General features: G+C 56.5%; 16 protein-coding genes. 8 read left to right on the forward strand and 8 right to left on the reverse strand.

Annotation, left to right across the window (positions count from 1 at the left end; translation table 11 throughout):
* Window positions 1-90: 90 nt before the first annotated feature.
* On the reverse strand, window positions 91-1437 hold the full coding sequence (locus IVA95_RS37185; protein WP_247515033.1) for a sugar transporter: 1347 nt from the start codon (window positions 1435-1437) through the stop codon (window positions 91-93).
* Between the two features lie 272 nt (window positions 1438-1709).
* Here IVA95_RS37185 and IVA95_RS37190 point away from each other — a divergent pair, with 272 nt between their 5' ends.
* The 3 genes from IVA95_RS37190 (at window position 1710) to IVA95_RS37200 (ending at window position 4518) form a co-directional block, all read left to right on the forward strand.
* Window positions 1710-2546: an AAA family ATPase gene (locus IVA95_RS37190; RefSeq protein WP_247515034.1), complete on the forward strand. Its 837-nt coding sequence runs from the start codon at window positions 1710-1712 to the stop codon at window positions 2544-2546.
* A 44-nt stretch (window positions 2547-2590) separates the two neighbouring features.
* Window positions 2591-3253: a polysaccharide biosynthesis/export family protein gene (locus tag IVA95_RS37195; RefSeq protein WP_247515035.1), complete on the forward strand. Its 663-nt coding sequence runs from the start codon at window positions 2591-2593 to the stop codon at window positions 3251-3253.
* Window positions 3254-3324: 71 nt separating this feature from the next.
* Window positions 3325-4518 (forward strand): hypothetical protein, encoded by a 1194-nt coding sequence (locus IVA95_RS37200; protein WP_247515036.1) that lies wholly within the window; start codon window positions 3325-3327, stop codon window positions 4516-4518.
* A 7-nt stretch (window positions 4519-4525) separates the two neighbouring features.
* Here IVA95_RS37200 and IVA95_RS37205 read toward each other — a convergent pair whose 3' ends face one another.
* Complete coding sequence (locus IVA95_RS37205; protein WP_247515037.1) at window positions 4526-6244, reverse strand: tetratricopeptide repeat protein; 1719 nt, start codon at window positions 6242-6244, stop codon at window positions 4526-4528.
* On the opposite strand from IVA95_RS37205, the gene IVA95_RS37210 reads away from it, so the two are divergent.
* On the forward strand, window positions 6185-6961 hold the full coding sequence (locus IVA95_RS37210) for a hypothetical protein (protein WP_247515038.1): 777 nt from the start codon (window positions 6185-6187) through the stop codon (window positions 6959-6961). The genes IVA95_RS37205 and IVA95_RS37210 overlap by 60 nt on opposite strands.
* Before the next feature lie 19 nt (window positions 6962-6980).
* Here the strand turns inward: IVA95_RS37210 and IVA95_RS37215 are convergent, their stop codons facing one another.
* Complete coding sequence (locus tag IVA95_RS37215; RefSeq protein ID WP_247515039.1) at window positions 6981-8030, reverse strand: WecB/TagA/CpsF family glycosyltransferase; 1050 nt, start codon at window positions 8028-8030, stop codon at window positions 6981-6983.
* A gap of 418 nt (window positions 8031-8448) precedes the next feature.
* On the opposite strand from IVA95_RS37215, the gene IVA95_RS37220 reads away from it, so the two are divergent.
* From IVA95_RS37220 to IVA95_RS37230, 3 genes are all read left to right on the forward strand, one after another.
* The gene (locus IVA95_RS37220; RefSeq protein ID WP_247515040.1) at window positions 8449-8964 is read left to right on the forward strand and encodes a serine acetyltransferase; all 516 of its coding nucleotides are present in this window, start codon (window positions 8449-8451) and stop codon (window positions 8962-8964) included.
* A 152-nt stretch (window positions 8965-9116) separates the two neighbouring features.
* Window positions 9117-10178, forward strand: coding sequence for a glycosyltransferase (locus tag IVA95_RS37225; protein WP_247515041.1), 1062 nt, complete (start codon window positions 9117-9119; stop codon window positions 10176-10178).
* Complete coding sequence (locus tag IVA95_RS37230; protein WP_247515042.1) at window positions 10175-12358, forward strand: NAD-dependent epimerase/dehydratase family protein; 2184 nt, start codon at window positions 10175-10177, stop codon at window positions 12356-12358. Before IVA95_RS37225 ends, IVA95_RS37230 begins: the two co-directional genes overlap by 4 nt.
* Window positions 12359-12702: 344 nt before the next feature.
* Here the strand turns inward: IVA95_RS37230 and IVA95_RS37235 are convergent, their stop codons facing one another.
* Both IVA95_RS37235 and IVA95_RS37240 read right to left on the reverse strand, forming a co-directional pair.
* Complete coding sequence (locus tag IVA95_RS37235) at window positions 12703-13815, reverse strand: acyltransferase (RefSeq protein WP_247515043.1); 1113 nt, start codon at window positions 13813-13815, stop codon at window positions 12703-12705.
* A gap of 80 nt (window positions 13816-13895) precedes the next feature.
* Window positions 13896-15995 (reverse strand): hypothetical protein, encoded by a 2100-nt coding sequence (locus IVA95_RS37240; RefSeq protein ID WP_247515044.1) that lies wholly within the window; start codon window positions 15993-15995, stop codon window positions 13896-13898.
* 114 nt (window positions 15996-16109) lie between these two features.
* Here IVA95_RS37240 and IVA95_RS37245 point away from each other — a divergent pair, with 114 nt between their 5' ends.
* Window positions 16110-16958 carry a glycosyltransferase family A protein gene (locus IVA95_RS37245; RefSeq protein WP_247515045.1) on the forward strand — a complete coding sequence of 283 codons (849 nt, stop codon included), beginning with the start codon at window positions 16110-16112 and terminating at the stop codon, window positions 16956-16958.
* A 71-nt stretch (window positions 16959-17029) separates the two neighbouring features.
* Here the strand turns inward: IVA95_RS37245 and IVA95_RS37250 are convergent, their stop codons facing one another.
* From IVA95_RS37250 to IVA95_RS37260, 3 genes are all read right to left on the reverse strand, one after another.
* Window positions 17030-17581: a glycosyltransferase gene (locus IVA95_RS37250; RefSeq protein WP_247515046.1), complete on the reverse strand. Its 552-nt coding sequence runs from the start codon at window positions 17579-17581 to the stop codon at window positions 17030-17032.
* A 555-nt stretch (window positions 17582-18136) separates the two neighbouring features.
* Entirely contained in the window at window positions 18137-18910 is a 774-nt protein-coding gene (locus IVA95_RS37255; RefSeq protein ID WP_247515047.1) for an FkbM family methyltransferase, read from the reverse strand.
* A gap of 26 nt (window positions 18911-18936) precedes the next feature.
* Window positions 18937-20487, reverse strand: a complete 1551-nt coding sequence (locus IVA95_RS37260) for a lipopolysaccharide biosynthesis protein (RefSeq protein ID WP_247515048.1) — start codon at window positions 20485-20487, stop codon at window positions 18937-18939.
* Between the last annotated feature and the right edge of the window lie 6 nt (window positions 20488-20493).

The raw sequence follows: 20493 nt of genomic DNA on the forward strand, positions 1-20493 counted from the left end.
CCGCTTAAGGCTCCCGGACGGTGTACCACCTCCGCAGCGCGCGCGAGTTCGACAGCTTGCTTTATTGAATCCACCACGTGACCCCGCGAATTATCGAAACAGCCCGACCCTGGCCTTGGCAATCAAGAGATCAAGGGGCGGAAGGAACAGGTAGGCAACGATCAATAGCCCGATCACAACCAGCGCGAACGCCCCTAGAAAAGCAAATACCCGCCGCCGCTGCGCACGCACCTCGGCCGCCGTCGTGATGTAGGGAATTGAAATGATCAACTGGCCATCGACCACGGACAGAAGCTCATTGCTTCTGCGGATTCCCTTGTCCTGGATTTCGACCAGAAATGCCAACCCCGCTCCGCCAAAAAGCGCAGCCGCGAACGCCATGGCAAGGACCTTCAGCCGATTGGGCTTGATCGGCTCTTGCGGAGCCGTGGGCTGCTCGATGACTTCGAGCTTCTCCGACTGCTGGTCCTTTTCGAGGTTCTCGCCGAGCCGTGCGGCAGCCAATTTTGCCGAGGCGGCATCGAGATTCTTCTGCAAGCTCTCCTGTTGGGCGACCAAGGCCTCGAGGCTGGCCGCCGTTGCAGAATCATTGGTCGGCGCTGGCGCGGCGGCCACCTTCTCCAAGGCTTCGATCTGCTTCTTCAGGGACTGGATCACGGGATGGCGCTCTGAGTACAGCGCGCCCCTCTGTATCAACTCGGCCTTAAGCTGCGTAAGGGTTGTCGGGTGGTCGGAACCGGTTGACGATGCCGGCTTCCCTTGCGTGAGCCGCAACTGAGCGATTTTGGCGTCAAGCGCATTGTTCTCCACCTGAAGCCTCTGCACCTCTCGGGCCAGGAACTTCGTTGTATCCGTGGCGCGGCTGGTTCGATCCCGAAGATCCTCGTTCAGTATCCGCGTCATCAGCTCGTTGGCCACCTGCGCAGCCACCGCAGCATTGCCGTATTCGAATCCGACCGAGAAAACGATCGTAGGATTCTCCATCGCGGAGCGAGTCCGCTGCTTGAAATCCAGTTGAAGATCGACCGGCGCGATTTTCGTGTGCTTCTTGACCTGCGCGACGAGCTCGGTCGGGGACATCAGCGAGCGCTTGTCAGGGAACAGTTTGAATTTGTCGGCGATCGCGATGAGATTATCGCGCGTCATCGTCCGCTGCTGAATGGCCTGGATTCGCTCCTGCGCGGCGCTGGTCACCGTAGGCCGGACCAGTTCGGATGGAATTTGCTGCGATTGAACGAGTATTCGTCCTTCGGAGACATAGGTCGGTGGCCACAGCAACGCTACCGCGGCACCCACAGTCAGGATCGTGACGAATGGCAGTACAAAATAGACCCACCGCCGTTTGAACAGTTCCCAGTAAAAAGCGGGCTGCAACAGGTGACTGCGGTCCTCTTGCAGCGGCTGGAAATCGTCCTCAAATTCAACTTTCTGCAGCATTTATTGTCCGAGCGTCTGTTTGCGACCCTGCTAGGCTAATAGTACCGCGAATGAATCGGTGGCGCGTCGCTCCAAACTGCAACCTAGCATCGATCTTGCAGGGATTTAATGAATAGTTGCTGAGCACCACGATTTTCAGATTTCAATCTTAATGACGGTTCCAATGGCCGCCGCTTTGGCAAATTTACGTAGATCAGAGAAATGGGTCGAAGGAGGCAGGGCAATTCCGCGAACTACGCTATAAGGGTCTATAGCCGGGCTAAGGAAGTTCAATGTACGAGGCGTTTTATCAACTGCGGGAGAAACCTTTTTCAATCCTCCCCGACCCCGATCTGATTTATTGGGGCAAAATGCATTCTATGGCGTTCACGATGCTGGAGTTCGGCGTCATGAACAACGCCGGCTTCACCGTCATCACCGGTGAAATAGGTTCCGGCAAGACGACCCTGGTCCGGCATCTCCTCAAGAAGGTTAGTCCAGCGATCACCATCGGACTGATCTCGAATTCCCCGCAGGGCAGGCAGGAATTGCTGCAATGGATCTTGATGTCGTTGGGGCAACCATTCGATGGAGATTATCCTAACCTTTTCAAGAAGTTACAAGATTTTCTGTACGGCCAATTCGCCAACGGAAGGCGAACCATATTGATCATCGATGAGGCGCAGAACCTCGAGCCGGAAGCGCTCGAACATTTGCGCATGATCTCCAATATTAACGCGGACAAATTTCAGATATTGCAGCTGATTCTGGTAGGCCAACCTCAACTCCGCGACCTGCTGCTGGCGCCCAAGCTGCATCAATTCGCCCAGCGGATCTCCTCCGACTTCCACCTGCGTCCCCTCGATGACCGGGAGGTCGCCAATTATATCGCCTTTCGGCTTCAGGCGGTGGGTGCCCGCCGGCCCCTCTTCACCCAGGAAGCCTGTTCGTTGATCGCCTCCGCCAGCGGCGGAATACCCCGAATGATTAACGTCTTGTGTGACACGGCGCTGGTTTATGGTTTTGCAAACGATCAGCGGGTGATTTCGGATCAGATTGTGCGGGATGTTATTGCAGACAAGCAACAGTACAGCATTTTTCCGGTAAAAAAGTTCTCGCGGGTTCCCTAAGTCATTGTATTCTATTAGTTTCCTAATGGCTAAATAATGGCCGCGTGTTCGGGAAAATCCCCCGCACGTCGGCCCAAATGTCTTTGTTTGCAGGCTTTTTGCCGGCGGTTAGGGGAACTGACATGCGAATCTTGCTGGCACTGCTGTGTGTTGTCTTCCTGACCACGGGGGCGGAAGCGCAGGCCCTGAAATCGGGCGACAGCTTAAGCATTACGGTCCTGCAAGACCCGAAGCTCGACCGGACGGTCGTCGTCGACCCCGCCGGCGAAATCGCATTTCCCCTCGCCGGCCATATCCGGGCAAGAGGACTCACACCGTTAGGCCTCGAAAACATTCTCAAGAACAAGCTGAAAAACAACTACAAGGACGAGAATCTCGACGTTACGGTCGCTGTCTTGAACTCTCCCAAGGAGATCCCCGAGGACGATCTGAAGCCGAAGATCTTCATCACCGGTGAGATCATCAAGCCGGGCTCCTATGTCGTCAGGCAGAAGACGACGCTAATGCAGGCCATTGCGCTTGCCGGCGGCATCGGCCCTTTTGCCGCGAAAAATCGGATCCAGGTGCGGCGCAAGGGCCCCGGCGGCGACGAAACAATTTTCATGTTTAACTACCGGGCTTACGAAGCTGGTGACGATTTGGAAGGTAACATCACCTTGCGGGCCGGCGACGTCATCATGGTTCCGGAACGGCGCTTGTTTGAGTGAGGTCTGACGCACGGCGGGGGCGAGAAGCAAACGTGAAGAGAGCTGCCATAGCAGTCTCGGTGTGCTTTGGCATGGCGCCGTCCGTGGCATTTGCGTTCGATTGGTCGATAAAGGCCAGCGAGACCGAAACCGTCGAACTGAACAGCAACCAGTTGTTGCGGAGCTCCCCAGCGGGATCGGTGGGTTCTTACACGACGCTCAGTGCTGACGCACAAGCGCGTACGCCGACAACCAAGTTCAATTTCATGGGCGACGGTACCTACAAGAAATATTGGGGCCCGGGCGTTGTCGGTAGTGCGTCGGAATTCCTGAACTATGGCTTCAAGGCTCGCTACGAGGTTCGGGAAAAAACCAGATTTGACCGGGAGTATGTCGAGGCAAGCTGGAGACAGCAGAGTACTGCTCTCGCACTTCTGAACGATCTCGGCGTTTCCGTGCCGACTTCAGGCTTCATCGATCGGCTTACCGCGACCGGCGGAATCGATCGTTCGATCACCGCAATCGACACAATATCCCTGCTCGCCACGTCCACTCGCACGAGCTACGAGCCGTCCAGCGGCGGCACGCCATTTACCGATACACTTGCGCGCGGCAACTGGCGGCGCTCGCTAAGTTCGGTTACGGCGATCAACCTGTCCTCCGAATACGAACTGCTCGAATATGGCAACACATTCAACACCCAGATCCAGATTTTTCGTGATCAGGCCGGGTTCGACGCCACTTTGTCGCCGGTGCTTTCCTTCCGCGCCAATGCCGGTGTCGCCTATCTGGTGACCGATCGAGGAGTTCCTGCATTCGGGGGCGGGACGTCTGCCACGCCCGTATCGAGCTCCGTGCTCGACTGGATTGGCGATGCGGTCCTTACCTATCGAATGTTGAAAAGCACGACCCTGTCCGTCACCGCCAGCCAGTCGGTTGGGCCGAGTATTGTTGGCTCGCTGTTCAAACGGGATTCGATCACGGCATCGCTGAGCCACAGCATCAACGCACGATCCACCGTCTCTCTTTCAGCGAGCGGCAATCGACAGATCTCGACCACAACGACGGACTACGCTTCGGCGTCCGCGACATACAGCTACAATCTGACCCGCGAATGGGCGACGTCGCTCACTTACCGGTATCTGCATCGGTTCGCGAGCAGCGGTACCACCATTTTCGATCCGATTACCGGCACGCCAACGGTGTCCGGCACAGGGCCTGCGGACTCCCACAGCCTGATGTTCGTCGTGACGCACAACTGGACTGTGCTGCCTTCCGGCAATTAGTCCGCGTTCACTTCATTGCAGAACGGATATTTTCCTTGAGCGGCGTTCCATCCGGCTCTAGCGACAACGCGGTCTTGAGTTGCTCGGCCGCCTTTTCAGTTTGCCCCGCCGCCGCGTAGCTCATACCGAGGTGATAGTGGCCCGCCGCAAGGTTCGGCATTGCCGCCACAGCCGTCTCGAGGGTCGCTATTGCTCCCTTGAAATCCCCGCGCCTGTACTGGGCCCATCCCCACGTATCTTGAAACTGCGGCACGTTGGAGCCCTTGAGCTTCTCCGATAGCTCAAATGCACGGTCAAGGCTTGGCTTGTCGGTCCGATTATCCAGTAGCAGGCTGGCGAGATTGTTGATCGCAACCATCGAATTCGGCTGGTCCTGCACAATCGCTTCGTACTGAGATATCGCTGCGTCGTTATTCCCGCGCTGGATCTGGAATCCCGCCAGAGCGAGACGAAAAGCTACATTGCCAGGTAGCTCCGCAAGTCCGGCCTTGAGCACTTTTTCGGCCGCATCGTAGTCCTTGCTTTGAACATAGGACTCGCTCAATGCCGTGTATCCCGCCGGCTCTTTCGGCTGTTGCTCGACTGCCTTCTTGAAGTTCTGCAGCGCCTCATCGTTCTTTTTTTCCGCCAGCTTCGCCTGACCCAGAAACACCAGAAGCTGAGCATTGGTCGGGAACTTGTTGCTTATCGTCTGCAGCAGCGCTGAAGCCTTATCTGGCTTGCCCTGCTTCACATAGGCCGAGGCAAGTGCCAACGCCGGCTGCGCTGCATCCGGCGCCGCTTTGTGCGCAGACTCCAGTGCTGCGATGCTTTCCTCGATCTTGTTTTGGCCGGCGAGCGCCGCGGCGCGGATCTGTTCGGCGGCCACCCGGGCTCCCTCAACGCGTGACATGGCGTCCGCGATCACCAAAGCTCCCGACCAGTTCTGCCGGCTCAATCTGACCTGCCCCAGCGACGACCATATCTGGAGATTGCCGGAATTTCGATTGGCAGCTTCCATCAAGATCTCTTCGGCGCGAGCCGCATCGCCCTTGCGCTGCAGGAATGCGACGTAACGGAGGACGACATCGGTGTTGAAGTTGGATGATTTCAGCGCGTCGGCATACTGACGATCGGCTAACTCGCCCTTCCCGCTGCGTTCATACGCCACAGCCATCAGCGACAATAGCTCAACCGATTTTGGCTGATCGTTGAGCGCCTCGCGCAAATCGGAAATGGCGCTGTCGAACTGGCCCTTGTCGATGCTCATGGCCGCCCGCAGCCGCAGCGCGCCGCCGTTGCGACGATCCTTTGCGAGGATTTCGGCGATCAAAGGCTCGGCTGCCGCCTTCTCTCCCTTGGAAAGATGAATTTCCGCGAGCTTGACCTGGGCGGCGAGTTTTTTGTCGGAGGCGACGACCGTAGCTGCCAGATTCTGCAAAGCCTGCACGGCGTCGGCCGTTCGGTTCTGCTGATGATTTAGCTCGGCCAATGCGATCTGGTAATCAAAATCATCGCCACCCGCCTTGACCCGCGCTTCCAGCTCCGCTCGGGCGGCATCCGCCCCCTTTGTGGCAGCCAAGAAGCGAATAAGGTCCATTCCGATCTTGCTATCGGCCGGGCTGGCTTCGGCCCCCGCCCGGAATTCCTTCTCTGCCTCGGCGAACTTTCGCTGTCCGATGAGAAATTGCAGAAGCTGCGCCTGGTATGTCGGCTCTTTGGGATTCTGCGCAATCAGCTTGCGCAACAACTCTTCCGCCTTTGGCAAATCCTTCTTGCGTGCATACGCGTCGATTTTCTGCAGCGTGAGGCGCGTGTCATCCTTGGAGCTAGCGGGAACGGAATCCAGAAGCTTCAGCGCGCTATCCAGATCGCCATCAGCGACCTTTTTCGACGCGAGCACCGAGATCGCGTCGACGTTGGCCGGATCGATCTCATATGCGCGCTGCGCCTCACGGATCGCGCCGGCATTGTCGTTGGTGCGAAGCAGAATGATCGAGCGCAGGGCATGGAGCTCCGCGTTCGGCTTGTCGCCTTCGTTGGCGGCATCGACGACCCGAAGCGCGGCTTCGGCGGCTCCACCACCCAACATAATTCTTGCGAGCTTCAATCGCGCGTTCAGATCGTTCGGATCCAGTTCGACGATGCGGCGCAGATCCAGGAAGAGCGAACTCGCCTTTGTCCGCTCGTCGATGCCTGCGAGCGCCCGCCAGACTTCGACCTTGTCGCTCTTGTACTTGACTGCTTTCAGGAGTTCCTTTCGCGCCTCGAGGTCGTCCTTCTTTTCGATAAGAGCCATTCCGCTCTCATAGTAACTTTGCGCGCGATCTTCGGGCGATCCGCAGCCCGCTACGAACGTCACGAGCAGAAGCGCAAGAGCGCCGCGAACGTGAAAAATCTGACCGACTGGCTGCTTCATCTTTGGCCCTGGATTACTGTCATGCGGCCGAACGCCGCCGGATAATCGTCTGTTTCCTCCGCTATCACACTTCCTGTGACAGGAGGAATTCGAATCTGTTGAGGCGGAATATTCGTCGCAGGCCGGCGGACACGCCCGTAAACAGCAGCTTCTGTCCGCGGCTGGCCAATTGCTTTCGAACCATCAGGAACAACCCGAAGAACCTTGCGTCGATATACTGGGTGTTCGAAACGTCGAGGATCATTCGTTTGCCGCTGTCGAGCGCCTCGCGGAGCTGCTCGATCGCCCTGTCAGCATGCGCGGCAACCGCGGCCCCGGATAGGGCAATGGTTACGGAACCGTGGTCTTCGCTTCTGCCGACCGACAGCTTCTTCAAATTTCGCACGCGCCGCTCGCTTAGCATCAAGGGCAGCACAGAGGTGACCAGCATCGCAAGCAGAGCCCTGCCGTCGCCCCAGTAACGCCGCCAAAGATACGGCTCTTCCTTGATGCGCCACAGCCACTCGAACCCGGTGCTGCGGAGCATTGGCGGTGCCCGCCGAACGGTTCCGGCCTCGAAATTAATGGTTGCCCCGAACTGGGCGCGAACGGGCGGACGCAGCCGCCAGTGGTTGTGCAGCAACCAGGCTTGGGCCTTCTCCGCGCCAAAAAATATCGCAATTAAATCCGCGTTGCTGGCATTTATATCGTCAATTATTTCCTGCGAGCTCATCTCTTCGATCGTGCCAAAACCGGGGTTGAGCACGCCGACACATTCGAGGCCGCCGCTCTCGGCGTTCAGCCTGGCGCCGACCGCAGCCGCGAGCCCTTCGGCGCCGCCCAGCAGAAAAACCCGCAGACGCCTGCCCGTCGCGTTCGCGGATTTAAGTCGGCCGAACAGGTCACTGCCGGCAATTCTCTCGTGGATCGGAATACCCAGCAGCTTGGCGATCCAGATCAGTGGCATGCCATCCGCAAGACACAGATCGCTCAGCAACATGGATTCACGGAACGTGCCGTTGATCTGGCTCTTGACGAGGAAATTGACGTTGGGCGTCGAAATCAGAAATGGCGAGCCGGCATTCGTCGCGAGATCCATCGACCGCAGCAGCGAAGGAAAATCGAGCGCATCCACCGGAATGCCCAGGAGACCAAATACGCTGCGTGAAAGGTCGTCCGGAGAGGCGGATGCCGATTGCGGGTCTGCGGGTTGCCCGGAAAAATCAGCCGAGACCGCCGGGGGGCGCAACGTCTTTAACATAAATGCTCCACGAACCACAAATTTCGCTCGGCGCACCCGCGGGGGCCATCATATGATTAACGAATAGTAAGTGATCTACTACGAAAACCTTGCTCAGTGAAATCCATTTAATATACGTGATTAATATCGTACTTCCTGAATGTATGCCAATTCAGAAAGGACGGGCGGCATGCCGCCCCCGGGAAATTGCGGGGCCGCGGCGAGAGCCGAATGTTTGGCGACTGAGAATGGGGCGCTTCCAACGCAGCCAGCCGTCCGCTATTTGGTTTAATTCCAGGATAGGTACACACAGGTGGATCAAGCTACCGAACAGATCAGCGCCGATATTCCCGACTGGACGCGGGAGCGCCCCCGGCAGTTCTGGGACCCCGGCCGCAAGCTGCTGCTGACGGTCCGGCGCTACCAGTTCTGGCGAGCGCGTGGCAGCCTATGGGGCACGCTGTGTTGCAAGTTCATCGCGCTGCGCCACCGCTTCTGGACCGTGGTGACCGGAGCCGAGATACCGCTCACTTGCCAGATCGGCGGTGGGCTGCTGATTCCCCACCCCAACGGCATCGTCATTCACCCGAATGCCAAAATTGGCGTGAACTGCCTGATCTTCCACCAGGTCACGTTAGGCAGCCGCGGCCGCGGCGGGGTTCCTGAAATCGCCGGCCATGTCGACATCGGTGCCGGCGCCAAAATCCTCGGACCGGTCAAGATCGGTGCGCATGCGCGGATCGGAGCGAACGCCGTCGTGATTGCCGACGTCGAGCCATATGGGGTGGCGACGGGGTATCCCGGAGGAATTCACCACGCTCAGCGATAGTGCCTGCGCTCCGTCCGGTTCGTGATACCTAGGCGCTCGTGAGGCCGGTCTGCGAAATAATTACCGCTGCGGTCCATTTCGAGATCGAATTTGATGGAAGTGTAACCGGCGTCCCAGGTCGCGGTTTGATTTAAATGTAAAGAGATTGCACGTTGCGGACGAGCGAGCCCATTAATCACGAAGCCGGCACGGCGGCCGGAAAGCACGGCGTGACGGCGCCCCAGAAGTTCGGCGTTGTCGTGATCGGGCGCAACGAGGGCGAGCGGCTGATCGCGTGCCTGCGCGCGCTGTCCACGGCGACGGCGGTGGTTTACGTCGATAGCAACTCGACGGACGACTCGGTGCTGGCGGCGCGCGCGCTCGGCGCCGAGGTCGTCGAGCTCGATCTTGCCATTCCCTTCACGGCGGCGCGTGCGCGCAATGCCGGGTTTGCCCGCCTGCTGACGCTCGCGCCAGAGGTGGCCTACGTTCAGTTCGTGGACGGCGACTGCGAGTTGGCCACCGGATGGCTCGACGCCGCCGCAGCCTTCCTCGATCGCCAGGCCGACGCGGCGGCCGTCTGCGGCCGGCTGCGCGAGCGATATCCGGAGCGGTCGGTCTACAACTGGCTTTGCGACAAGGAATGGGACCGCCCCACGGGCGAGGTTCGCGCCTTTGCCGGCAACGTGATGATCCGCGCGAAAGCGCTGAAGCGCGTAGGCGGCTACCGCGAGGACGTGATTGCCGCCGAAGAGGACGAGCTGAGTGTCCGCCTTCGCCAGGCGAACTGGCGGATTTGGCGGCTTCCCGACGCGATGGCGCTGCACGATGCGGCGATGCTGCATTTCGGACAGTGGTGGCGCCGGTCGCAACGCGCCGGATACGCCTTTGCGCAAGGCACCCATCTGCACGGCGCGCCGCCCGAGCGGCATTTTGTGCGCGAAGCGCGCCGCGCCCTCGTTTGGGGCCTGCTGCTCCCCTTCGCCGCCATCATCGCGACGATCGCGCTGCCGCGTGTGGGCTGGATCGCCTGGCTGATTTATCCGATGCAGCTTGCCCGGCTGAGCATCAACAACCCGGGACCGCTTTCGGACCGCGCACGCCTCGCCTTCTTTCAGCTTCTCGCGCGGTTTCCGGAAGGGCTGGGGCTGGCGATGTTCTGGCGCGACCGCCTGTTGCATCGGCATCCTCGGCTCATCGAACACAAGCAGATTCCAACGAGCGGAAATACATGACCGATAATTCAACGAACCGGCGCGCCGCCATCAGCGCCACGGCTCCCATTCGCGCTGCCATTGTCGGAACCGGCTACATCGCCGAGTTTCACGCGCGCGCGATCCGTGAGGCCGCGGGCGTCGAGCTGATCGCGACATGCGACGCCAATCTCGGGCGGGCCAAGGCCTTTGCCGGCGCCTGGAATATTCCGCGCGCCTTCGACTCGCTGTCGAAGATGCTTGAGGAGACGCAGATCGACTGCGTCCACGTCCTGACGCCGCCGGACTTGCATTTTTCCCTGGCCAAGGCTGCGCTGGAGGCCGGCGTTCACGTCTTCCTTGAGAAGCCGATGTGCACCTCCACCGCGGAGGCGGACGAATTGGTCAAGCTCGCAGCGGAGCGCGGCCTTTATCTCGGCGTCAGCCACAACTTCCTGTTCTCGGCGGCGTTCGAGCGGCTGCGCGCGGCCGTGCATGCGAAAGAGCTCGGCCCGATCGATCACATCACCTTCAATCATTTCTATGAGCTCGGCCAGATTCGCTTTGGCCCGTTCGACAACTGGATGCTGCGCAACCCCGGCAACGTCATCCTCGAAACCGGCCCGCATCTGGTGTCCGCGCTGCTTGACCTAGCCGGCACGCCAGAAGCGCTTGCCGTCACCGCCGACCGCAAGGTGACGTTACCGAACGGCGCCGACATCTATCGGCGCTGGCGCATGCGCACGACCGTGGGCCGCACCGCGATCGACCTCAACATCAACTTCGCGCCGGGCTTTCCGCAACGCACGATCTACGTGCGGGGACTGTTCGGCTCGGCGCTGCTCGATTTCGACGCCGACACTTGCGTGATCGACCAGCGGACGCCACTGGATATGGATTTCGACCGCTTCAAGCGCAGCCGCCGCATCGCTGGCCAGTTGCGCACGCAGGCGCTTTCGGTGCTGGCGCGTTACGGGCTCGGCAAGCTGAAGCTGGTGCGGCGGGGCAACCCGTACCAGAATTCGATCCAGGACTCGACAGCAGCGTTCTATGCGGCCATCCGGAACGGCAAGCCGCTCGATCTCCGGATTGCCGGCCACAGCGGCCGCGATGTCATCGAACATTGCGTGCGGATCATCGAGGCGTCCGGCATCGACACATCGGTCACCACGACGGACCGCCCAGCGGCCGATCGCCCTGCCCTCGCCGTGCCGCCCACCGTTCTGGTGCTCGGCGGCGCCGGCTTCATCGGCAAGGAATTGATCCGCCACCTGCTTGCATCAGGCTATTGCGTCCGCGCCACGGTGCGCGGCTCGGCCTTGGCCCTCGACGAATTCACATGCGACCGGCTGGAGATCGTTCGCGGCGACATCGGCAACCGCGCCGACCTCGAGCGCGCCATGGATGGAATCGAGTTCGTCTATCACCTGGCCCACGCGCAATGTAAGACGTGGGACGAATATCTTGCCAATGACGTCGAGCCGACCCGGCTGGTCGGCGAGGTCTGTCTCGCCGCCAAGGTCAAGCGGCTGGTCTATACCGGCACGATAGATTCCTATTATGCCGGCGCCAAGGCCGGCACGATTACGGAGACAACGCCGCTCGATCCCGAAATCGGGCGACGTAACTACTACGCGCGCGCCAAGGCGGCGGCCGAGGACATCCTGACGGACATGAGCCGTAACAGGCAATTGCCGCTCGTAATTCTCCGCCCCGGCATCGTGATCGGCCGCGGCGGCGGCCCGTTTCACTGGGGCGTCGGCCGCTTCTCGGAAAACGTTTGCGAGGTGTGGGGCGACGGGCGCAACAAGCTGCCGTTCGTGCTGGTGTCGGACGTCGCTGCGGCACTGGTGCGCGCCATCGAGGTTCCGGACATCGAGGGCAAGAGCTACAACCTGATCGATGCCCCGCTGCTGACGGCGCGCGAATATCTGCAGGCCCTGCAGCAGCGCGGCCACCTGAAACTATCGGTCATCTATCAGCCGATCTGGAAGTTCTACCTCGCCGATCTCGCGAAATGGGCGGTGAAAGTTCTGGTGAAACACCCCGACCGCGTCCGCAAGCCGAGCTACGCCGACTGGGAATCGCGGACACAGAAGGCCTATTTCGACTGCACGCGCACGCGCACCGAGCTGGGCTGGAAGCCGGCATCGGACCGGCAGCGCATGGTTGACGAGGGGATCGGCGTGGCGTTGGAGCCGTGGCTGGAGGCGACACGATAGAAGTAGCTAAACACAGTCGAGAAAACCTAACGCAGGTCCGGATATATGCTCAAGCGCTTCTCGACAGGCAGGCTCATCGAAACTGCCGCTCTTGCGAAACTCTGCCATCCTTCCGCGCATCGCACCTAGATCGCCCAAACTATCACTTGTTGACGAAGTTCTGCGCGCGTAATTATCCACCAGCAGATAAGATGGTAGAATCGCCTCTCGTAACCCGATGCAGCTGCTGCGCCACACCATTCCGGACCAGCCGGCCGCAGGGCGCCGACCGAATTCAAGCTCGCGTCCTTCGAAGCAGGGCGTCGGAGGCCTGGGTCAGATCATTTATCTTGGGAGGCGGCTAGTTATGAAGGGGTAGCACCCTTTTTTATTCGCGCCAATGGGATGCGGGTGAAGATATAGCGAGCAGCGTTGCGGAATGCGACCTTTCGTCGTTCGCCGAACTCAGCAAGTATCAATGTAATCGCGTAAATGGCGAAGATGGAAACTACCCCATGCGTGGGGGTTTTTGCGATGTCAGGAACGACTGACGCAGCCAAAAACACGAGAGGCAGGTGCATTAAATAGAGGGTGAAGCTGGCTCCGGCTAGCCAAGAGATAGAATTAGATATCGCGCCAGATTCAAATACTTTGATTTCAGTGTGCCGGGCTACTGATGAAAACCCTATCAAATTAATCGCGACGGCTAGCCCTATGGGGTAAAAGTAGATGACGCCCTTGGCGAGCGCCCAGATCGACCAAGGATGATACATGGGAACAAAAAATTGCCAGAGCACTGTTCGTGTAGCAACATAGATCAGAACACTAGTCGCCATCAACAATCCCCCAAGTAAGAGCGATGGCTTCACCCTTTCGCAGAGCTTGAACGTTAGAGATCCCATCAGCCAGAGCGGAAGATAAGCCAAAATCTTAGGCCCCACGATAAGCGCTGCGGCTCCGAGCAGGATTGTCCTGACATTACCGCGGGCGAAGAGCGCTATTCCAAATATCACATAGTATGGGACCTCGAAGCCGAGGGACCAATATGGCGAGTTCGTTCCCACAACTTTGTGCGTGAGCCACAACTCGTTTGTGAATGTCAGGTACGAGAGAACGGCAGGCCAGCTCGGTGCTTGATAAAAACGTGGCTCCGAACTCAGCCGGGTGTAGATTTCTTGGTTAATCGAATTGCCAGCGTAATCTGCGACCAAAGTAACCAGGATCGCAAGTAGAGCGACTGAATAGAGCCTGCCTATTCGCGCAACGATGTAAGTGGAAGCGTCTCTCTCTCGGTTCTCAGCAACGTAACTTATGACAAAACCAGAGAGAACGAAGAAAACCGCAACACATTCGCTGCCATGTCCCGAGATAAGCGGTGTCACCCACGGTGTCAGAGTGGTCGCGGAGTGATTGATGAAAACGCCTATGGCTGCCAGAAGCCGCAATAAATCCAAATAGGTCGATTGAGCCTTGTTCATGTGAGGAAGTGGCCATAATCGAGAAAAGTAGCCGGGAATTTCCGAAACCGAGAGCAGCAAGATCAGACAGCGTTCACAGCTTAATGGCTCTTGTTCCAAGTGGCATTGGCTCGCCAATTGGCGAATGGCTTCTTGAACACATCACCAGTCGGGTCCCCTGGTGCAGACTTGGGGAAGGTCAGCCACGGTTCAGGTGTTGCTACACCAAAAAGGCTGAAGCCGGCAGATTGTGAGAATGAATAAAAGTCCTGTAGGTATTTTGAAACTACATTCTCGTAGTCAGAACTGTCAAAAAACGCATTGAGAAATTGCTGAATTTTCCCTGCCGAGCTTGGGGTATTACCATATGAACTGTCGCCCAGATTTGTCGCGCACCATGTCGCAGAGGGGGCTACAATTTCATGATTGCATTCATAGAGCCGAACTTCCTTGTTGTACTTTGCAGCCAGATCGTTCCAATTCTTGAAGCGCGCATTCACGACTATGGCCTCGGTTGCGAGGAAATCTTGCGCCATCCAAGAGAATGAAAGGGAGATTAACTTGGCGTCGCCCGACAGGAATTGATCTACTGCTTTTTTTAACGGCCCCTTGACCTTATCCACGATGCCCGACCACGCAGCATCGTGAGCGCGAGTGCTTGGAGAGCTGTAGTAAAGACCATAGGACACCACGTCAGCGCTTGCGATCGCCGCATTGGTTCCACTTAGAGAAGGCAACGCCTCGTTCTGAAAGCGCGCATTCTCTACGGCAGCTTGAAGAGCGGTAACAGTTTCACCGTTCACACCTTGACCAGCCAAGACCATTTTAAGTTTGGAAGACTGACCATTAAGTGCGAATACATTTCGTAGAATTTCTGCGATTTGTCTGAATCGGAACGCGTACCACCCCGAAAGATGCGCGTTGTTACTGGCAGGCAAGCCAAGGACATTTGCGCCGTAACGCATGGCCCTGCCGGTCATCGGGAATCCATACGCATTGTTCCATATCTCGTTTGCATACTCAACGTAGATGACATCCTGCTTGTAGGTGTCGCAAATCGTTTGCCCCCATCGCTTTGCATAGTCATCAGACGCGTTGAAGGGGATACTGAACCAGCCAGGACATCTTGTGGCCGCGCACTCGGCAATCATAATTTCCAGGGGGTGCCCTGTGGTAACAAACTGGGGAGTATATATCCATGCTGCTAAGTTTGCATCGTAAGTCGCTGAGTAATTGCCTGCGGCCAGAAGTCTGGTCGCTGCATTAGCGCCAGCTACTTCCAACGGCCGCAAATATTCGTTTACAATTGGCTTCGGCCCTCTGCCACCAACATCCAAGGTGCAGTTTGCGGAGCTACTATCCTGAGCCACCGAAAAATGCACAATCTCGCCATGAGAGTATGTTACCGGCATGCCGGTGTAGGCTGGTGCCTTGTAAGCTCCGTTTCCCGATAGTTGACCTAACTTCTTGTTCGGGTAGTAACGTCCTCCATTGTAGGTCATTAGACTCGCAAGCGGCCTATCGGTCCAGTTTGTCAGAGCATTCCGATTTGTGCAGTCTGGTCCGACTGAGAAACGAAGAATGCCAGCATAGTCCCTAATCAGATCAAGATACTGCGACCTAAAAATTTGGCCCTCGTCCAGCAAAGCCTCCTCGTCCGCGCGACATATGACTAAGTCGCTAATGCTCGGCCCCTTGACATAAAAACCATTTAGGCCGCTGCCACCCAAGCAAGTGAACCGACCGTTCTCCACGATCTTTCCGTCCGCCCCCCCACCGGTCCATATCCCTTTCGGAGCGTTCTTCTTGTATCCGAGACTCGCGCCGGTTACTGCGCCCCTGCCACGCCACCTGATGACGTAAGTCGTTTCGCCATTTAAATTGGCATAAAAAGCAACCCCAACCTGCCCTTCAGTGGGATAATGATCAGCGTTAATGTTCTGATACCATTCTGGCGTGCCGCCCCCTCCCGATTGGGTGTCTCTTACAATGCGACTGCCGGACTTGGCGCAATTGATAAACTTGTGGTCCCTGAAGATTTCACCAATCGAAAGATTGATATTCGATCGCTGAGAGCGGCGACGAGGTGCGGCAAGGGGGGCTGCAAGGGGAGCAGCCGATCCTGGAGCCGCCGTCGTAGCAGTGGCGAGGCCCGCAGCAAAACCTAATACAAGTTGACGACGGTTAATCTCGTCAGCCATTTAAGCTGTCCTTGTGCAAGATACTATTGTAAAATTAAAAGCTTAGGACCTTTATAGACGCAGCCGATTAAGATTCCGTGCCGATGGAACCGTAAAATTGCAAAGGATATTCAGATGAACCCGATTCCGTCGCTACTCATGGTGACCTGGAACCGTCGAGAGTATTTCGAAAGGACAATGGCCAATCTGTTAGCAGATCCCTCGGACTTCCGTTTACATATTTGGGATAACGGTTCGGAAGATGGCGTTCGTGAGATCATTTCGGATCTGACAGACCCGAGGATCGTGGCAAGACACTATCACTCCACGAACGCCGGCCAATTCGCTGCATGGCATTGGTTTCTCGACAATTGCCGCACCGATATAGGAGGAAAATTAGACGACGACATTTTAGGACCGCAAAGTTGGATGAAGAACTTCTCAGAGATGCTAGTTGCCGAACCAAGGTTCGGCCTGCTGGGAGCTTGGGTGTATCTTCCGACCGAATGGGACGAGACACTTGCGCAGCACAAGATACTGCAGTTGAACGAGCATCGTATCTTCCAAAACGGCTGGGTGGCCGGATGCATTTTTGTGGGCCGCATCCAACTGCTTCGACGATACTCATCAACAGACGGCGAAACTTGGGGAACACCGCTGAAGCAAATGGATATAACACGCGCGGGCTTCATTAGCGGCTATCCTCTCCCAATTGCTTTTGCCGAAAATCTTGATGATCCGAGATCTCCACATTGCAGAATGAATAGGCCAGGTGGGTGGGACCAGTTCGCGGCTTATTCGGCGCGAATGAGAAAATTCGCCGGGCCGAAGGAATATGGTGAATGGATCGCGGCAGATGCGAGGACTATACTAACCACGCCCATCAAGGCACAGATCCAGCAATCCTTCCCATCTCCTCTTCAGCTGCTGCGGCAAAAACTGGCCCGCGGAGCCGCCAAACTCAAAGCAATCGGGACCACTTGAGCGCGCGTGACTCTGAGTCTTACGCAAGATCGCCATTCAAAAGATTCGTATGAGTAAACAATGGCCCCTATTCACCCACACAATCGACTGCCCTTATTCTTGATTGCGATGTCAATCTCGTCCCAAATCTCATCCAAGATGTTTGACCAACCAAATTCGCGAGACATCTCGAGATTTTGAACTCTAGCATCCTCAAGATCGGTGTTCAAAGATCGCAAAATTGCGGCGCTTAGAGAGTGAGCATTCCCGGGCTGATACAGATGATTCTTCGTCCCAAGTAGCACCTCTGCATTGATGCCATAAGCTGGAGCAATAAGGGGGGTTCCGAAAGTTAGCGCCAGCGGAAGCAATCCAGAGTTCAAGTGCTCACCAGAACGGAGAATGATAATTGCACTGCTTGCTTCGATTAGACTGACAAGAGTTTCGTCGTCTACATTTCCGCCAACATTCAACACATTTTCCAGCTGCCGAAGCCACAGATAATGCCTAGCCTTGTCTAGCAGGCGCCTTCCAAGTCGCATTTTGCCCCAAGGCGGATCAGTTGCAAGAACCAGAGTTGCGCCACGAGGATTGGTTAAACTCCACGCCACACGGAGAAGATGCAGTTCTTCGACCTTACGCATTGCGCCCACAACACTCAGGACCGGGCGCCCTCTTTCCAACTCGAGGCGATCACGCGCCAGATCAACCCCTCTTGAGAACACCTCAAGGTGAGAAAAGTTATTCAAGCTGTGGACGACGTGGACGCGGGAGTTTAGCGCCGGATACACCTGAGAGTACCTCAATCGAGAGTGATGCGAGAAGTGACAGATCAGGTCTACTTTTCTGTAGAATGCTTCGAAGTACCTAGCCTCTGGTCCATCGGTACGCTCGGTTGCATGCGGTATAAGGTTGTGAACTGTCGCTACGATAACAGATCGCTGAGACCACCACTCCAGCAAATCCAATGCGCTTGCCGTCCGCCCGGCATGAGAGCAGTTTGTGCCGAACCCCACCAATTCCTCTGGCCAATGGAGGTGAACGATATCGTATCTACCAAGTCGTAAAGCGAAGTTCGATACGCCCGTCGTAACCTCATGTCCACGCTCCACGTAAGCAGACACAAGCGAAGGATTGAAAGTCAAGTCATTCGAGGCAATGAGTATGCGCATGTTAGGTCAAAAACTCGGACTCAGCTTTCACTTGATTGGCTGGAATGATCTGTTGAAGAAGATCGCATCCTGTTCGATGCAATTTGGAAAGTGACCGGCGTTGTTTGGGAAGATGAAGGACAAGCCAAACCCAATTCGATCCATGAAGCTGACCATTTCACTGAAGCTTAGCGCATTGACGTATAGGCGCTTAAACGCGACCTCCGACTGTATTCCTAAGAAGCAAGAGACCGAGCTTCCGCCTGAAGAAAGGATGACGTGATCGTATCCCTGTGTATCCAGTTTCAGGAATGGCCGACGAAATCCGATGCGTTTCTTCCAGTGCTCGTACACCTCAGCCAAAGTCTGGGCATTGACAGTGATAGTTGAGGAAATGCTGTTTCTCTCCTCAAGCAACGAAAACTCCTCTGAAGTTGGGGCCAAAAAGCTACTGAACTGATCACCGCGCATGACATGAAAATCCTGCTGCTTAGCAACGTCCGAAAGTGCACAATTTTCGCAGTGCCAAAGGGGGTCGCGGGCGGCGTTCCGAGCTAGCTCCTCAAAGACTATCGGTATTGGTTCAAGCGAAACTATATGTCCAGCATATCCAGCGTTCTTCCGAAGAGCGGTCGCATATTGACCACGATTCGCTCCAACATCCAGTACACAGTCAATGTCAAAGCGACGGAGAAAGGTCGAAAGGGCTTGCGCTTCGGCTAGCTTGTAGAACTCATCCTCTTCGTAGAACCCACCTCGCGAGCAGTCTATATAGCCATTCTTGAGCACGGATACTTTTCGCCTCAATCCAAGCCCAAACATGTACAGAAACTCCTTGCAATTAGCGTTTAGCTATTTTTCCGAGGCGGTGCCTTCAGTTTGTTGGCGACGGTCCGAAGTAGCCTCTGCACGCCTGCGCAAGCAGGAATGCAAACAGCCGCCAGCGTCACGACTACAACATAAGAGACGCCCGCCAAAGCGCCGTTCAGCAAAAGTCTGACAATTGCGCTCTCGAATGACAAGTATGGACCGATCGTTAGGCTGCCCAGAACGACTGCTCCAAACCCAGAATATGCCATGAGCTTTATGGAAAGGCCGTCCACATACGTAACCGGAGTTCCGTTCAGAGCAATTGCTACATATAGAAAGTTGAGAAGAAATACTGCTACTGCATAGCTAATCGCAACGCCCAAGCCACCGAACGGCGAGCCCAACCAAAAAGCGAGAACCAAAACAGGCGACGCCAGCAATATCCAGTAAAGTTGATTGCGCGTTCGGCCGAGAGAAATGAACGCCCAAGAAAAAGCGGAACAGACAGAGGTAGAAAGACCTGCGATCGCCAAATAACCGAGAATTGGCACAACAGGTCCCCATCGCTCTCCAAACAAAATTCCCACTAACGGTTCCCGAACAGCCCAAAGCGTAGCGAAAAGCCCTCCACTTACCGCAGCTGTTACAGATGCAGACTCGAGAAAGACCTTTCTCCAGCGTACACTGTCGTCAGCCAATCTACTAAGTGCGGGAACGAGAGCGTTGGTCAGCGGCCCAGTAACCGCCGAACTGGCTTGCGTCGTGAGATTATACGCACGCGAATAATAGCCTAACTCTAATGCCCCCCAGCGACCGCCAATTATCAGATTGTCTGCCTGCCGATGCGCATAGTTCAAAAGATTGAAGACCAACATGTCCGCGCTCATTGCGAGCTCAGACTTTACCGACCTAAGATTGAAAAGAAGCGAGGGGCGCCATGGACAAGCAAGCCAAATCAGGATTGACACAAAAAGCGACGATGTAGTCGATTGAACGATCAGCGCGTATACGCCCCAGCCATTCCAGGCCAGAAACACTGCGGTGCCCCCTCCTACTATCTGCCCTGAAAGGTTGATGCCCTGGATGGTCAGCCAACGCATGTTGCGCGCCAAAACCGCGCTGAACTGAGCTGTAAGAGAGACTATGGGGATCGATAGTGACAGAAGAATTATAAGAAAGGGAACGCGACCGTCGTCAAAAATATAGCCGAAGATCGGTGCGGCGAGTGACATCACCCCGAACAAAATAATCCCTCCAACCGCATTAAGGAAGAAAAGAGTACTTATCTGCTCCTGCGTGATGGAGTTACTCTGGATCGTAGGAACAGTCAGACCAAGAGTCGTCAATACACTAATGAAGGCGACTGCTGTTCCCGCCATCGCCAGCAGACCGAAATCAGACGGCAAAATTAGGCGCGCCAGGATGGCAGATAAAATAAGTTGCAGCAGAAGAGATGCGGCCTGCGCGATTAGATTGGTCACACCACCGCGGACGGTCCGATCTCTCAATTGACCCTTGCTCTCGGCTGAAAGCGCGACGCGGTTGCGTTCGGAGCGCCCTGCGAGAATTTCAGACTGATGAGTATCCATCGAGTT

This window comes from Bradyrhizobium sp. 157, assembly GCF_023073815.1.
GTDB lineage: Bacteria > Pseudomonadota > Alphaproteobacteria > Rhizobiales > Xanthobacteraceae > Bradyrhizobium.

Excerpts from the sequence above, each read along its gene's own strand:
- IVA95_RS37190 (WP_247515034.1), top strand. The coding sequence starts at position 1,710 with ATGTACGAGGCGTTTTATCAACTGCGGGAGAAACCTTTTTCAATCCTC.
- IVA95_RS37255 (WP_247515047.1), bottom strand. The coding sequence starts at position 18,910 with ATGTTTGGGCTTGGATTGAGGCGAAAAGTATCCGTGCTCAAGAATGGC.
- IVA95_RS37250 (WP_247515046.1), bottom strand. The coding sequence starts at position 17,581 with ATGCGTAAGGTCGAAGAACTGCATCTTCTCCGTGTGGCGTGGAGTTTA.
- IVA95_RS37200 (WP_247515036.1), top strand. The coding sequence starts at position 3,325 with ATGGCGCCGTCCGTGGCATTTGCGTTCGATTGGTCGATAAAGGCCAGC.
- IVA95_RS37240 (WP_247515044.1), bottom strand. The coding sequence starts at position 15,995 with ATGGCTGACGAGATTAACCGTCGTCAACTTGTATTAGGTTTTGCTGCG.
- IVA95_RS37185 (WP_247515033.1), bottom strand. The coding sequence starts at position 1,437 with ATGCTGCAGAAAGTTGAATTTGAGGACGATTTCCAGCCGCTGCAAGAG.
- IVA95_RS37230 (WP_247515042.1), top strand. The coding sequence starts at position 10,175 with ATGACCGATAATTCAACGAACCGGCGCGCCGCCATCAGCGCCACGGCT.
- IVA95_RS37260 (WP_247515048.1), bottom strand. The coding sequence starts at position 20,487 with ATGGATACTCATCAGTCTGAAATTCTCGCAGGGCGCTCCGAACGCAAC.
- IVA95_RS37235 (WP_247515043.1), bottom strand. The coding sequence starts at position 13,815 with ATGAACAAGGCTCAATCGACCTATTTGGATTTATTGCGGCTTCTGGCA.
- IVA95_RS37245 (WP_247515045.1), top strand. The coding sequence starts at position 16,110 with ATGAACCCGATTCCGTCGCTACTCATGGTGACCTGGAACCGTCGAGAG.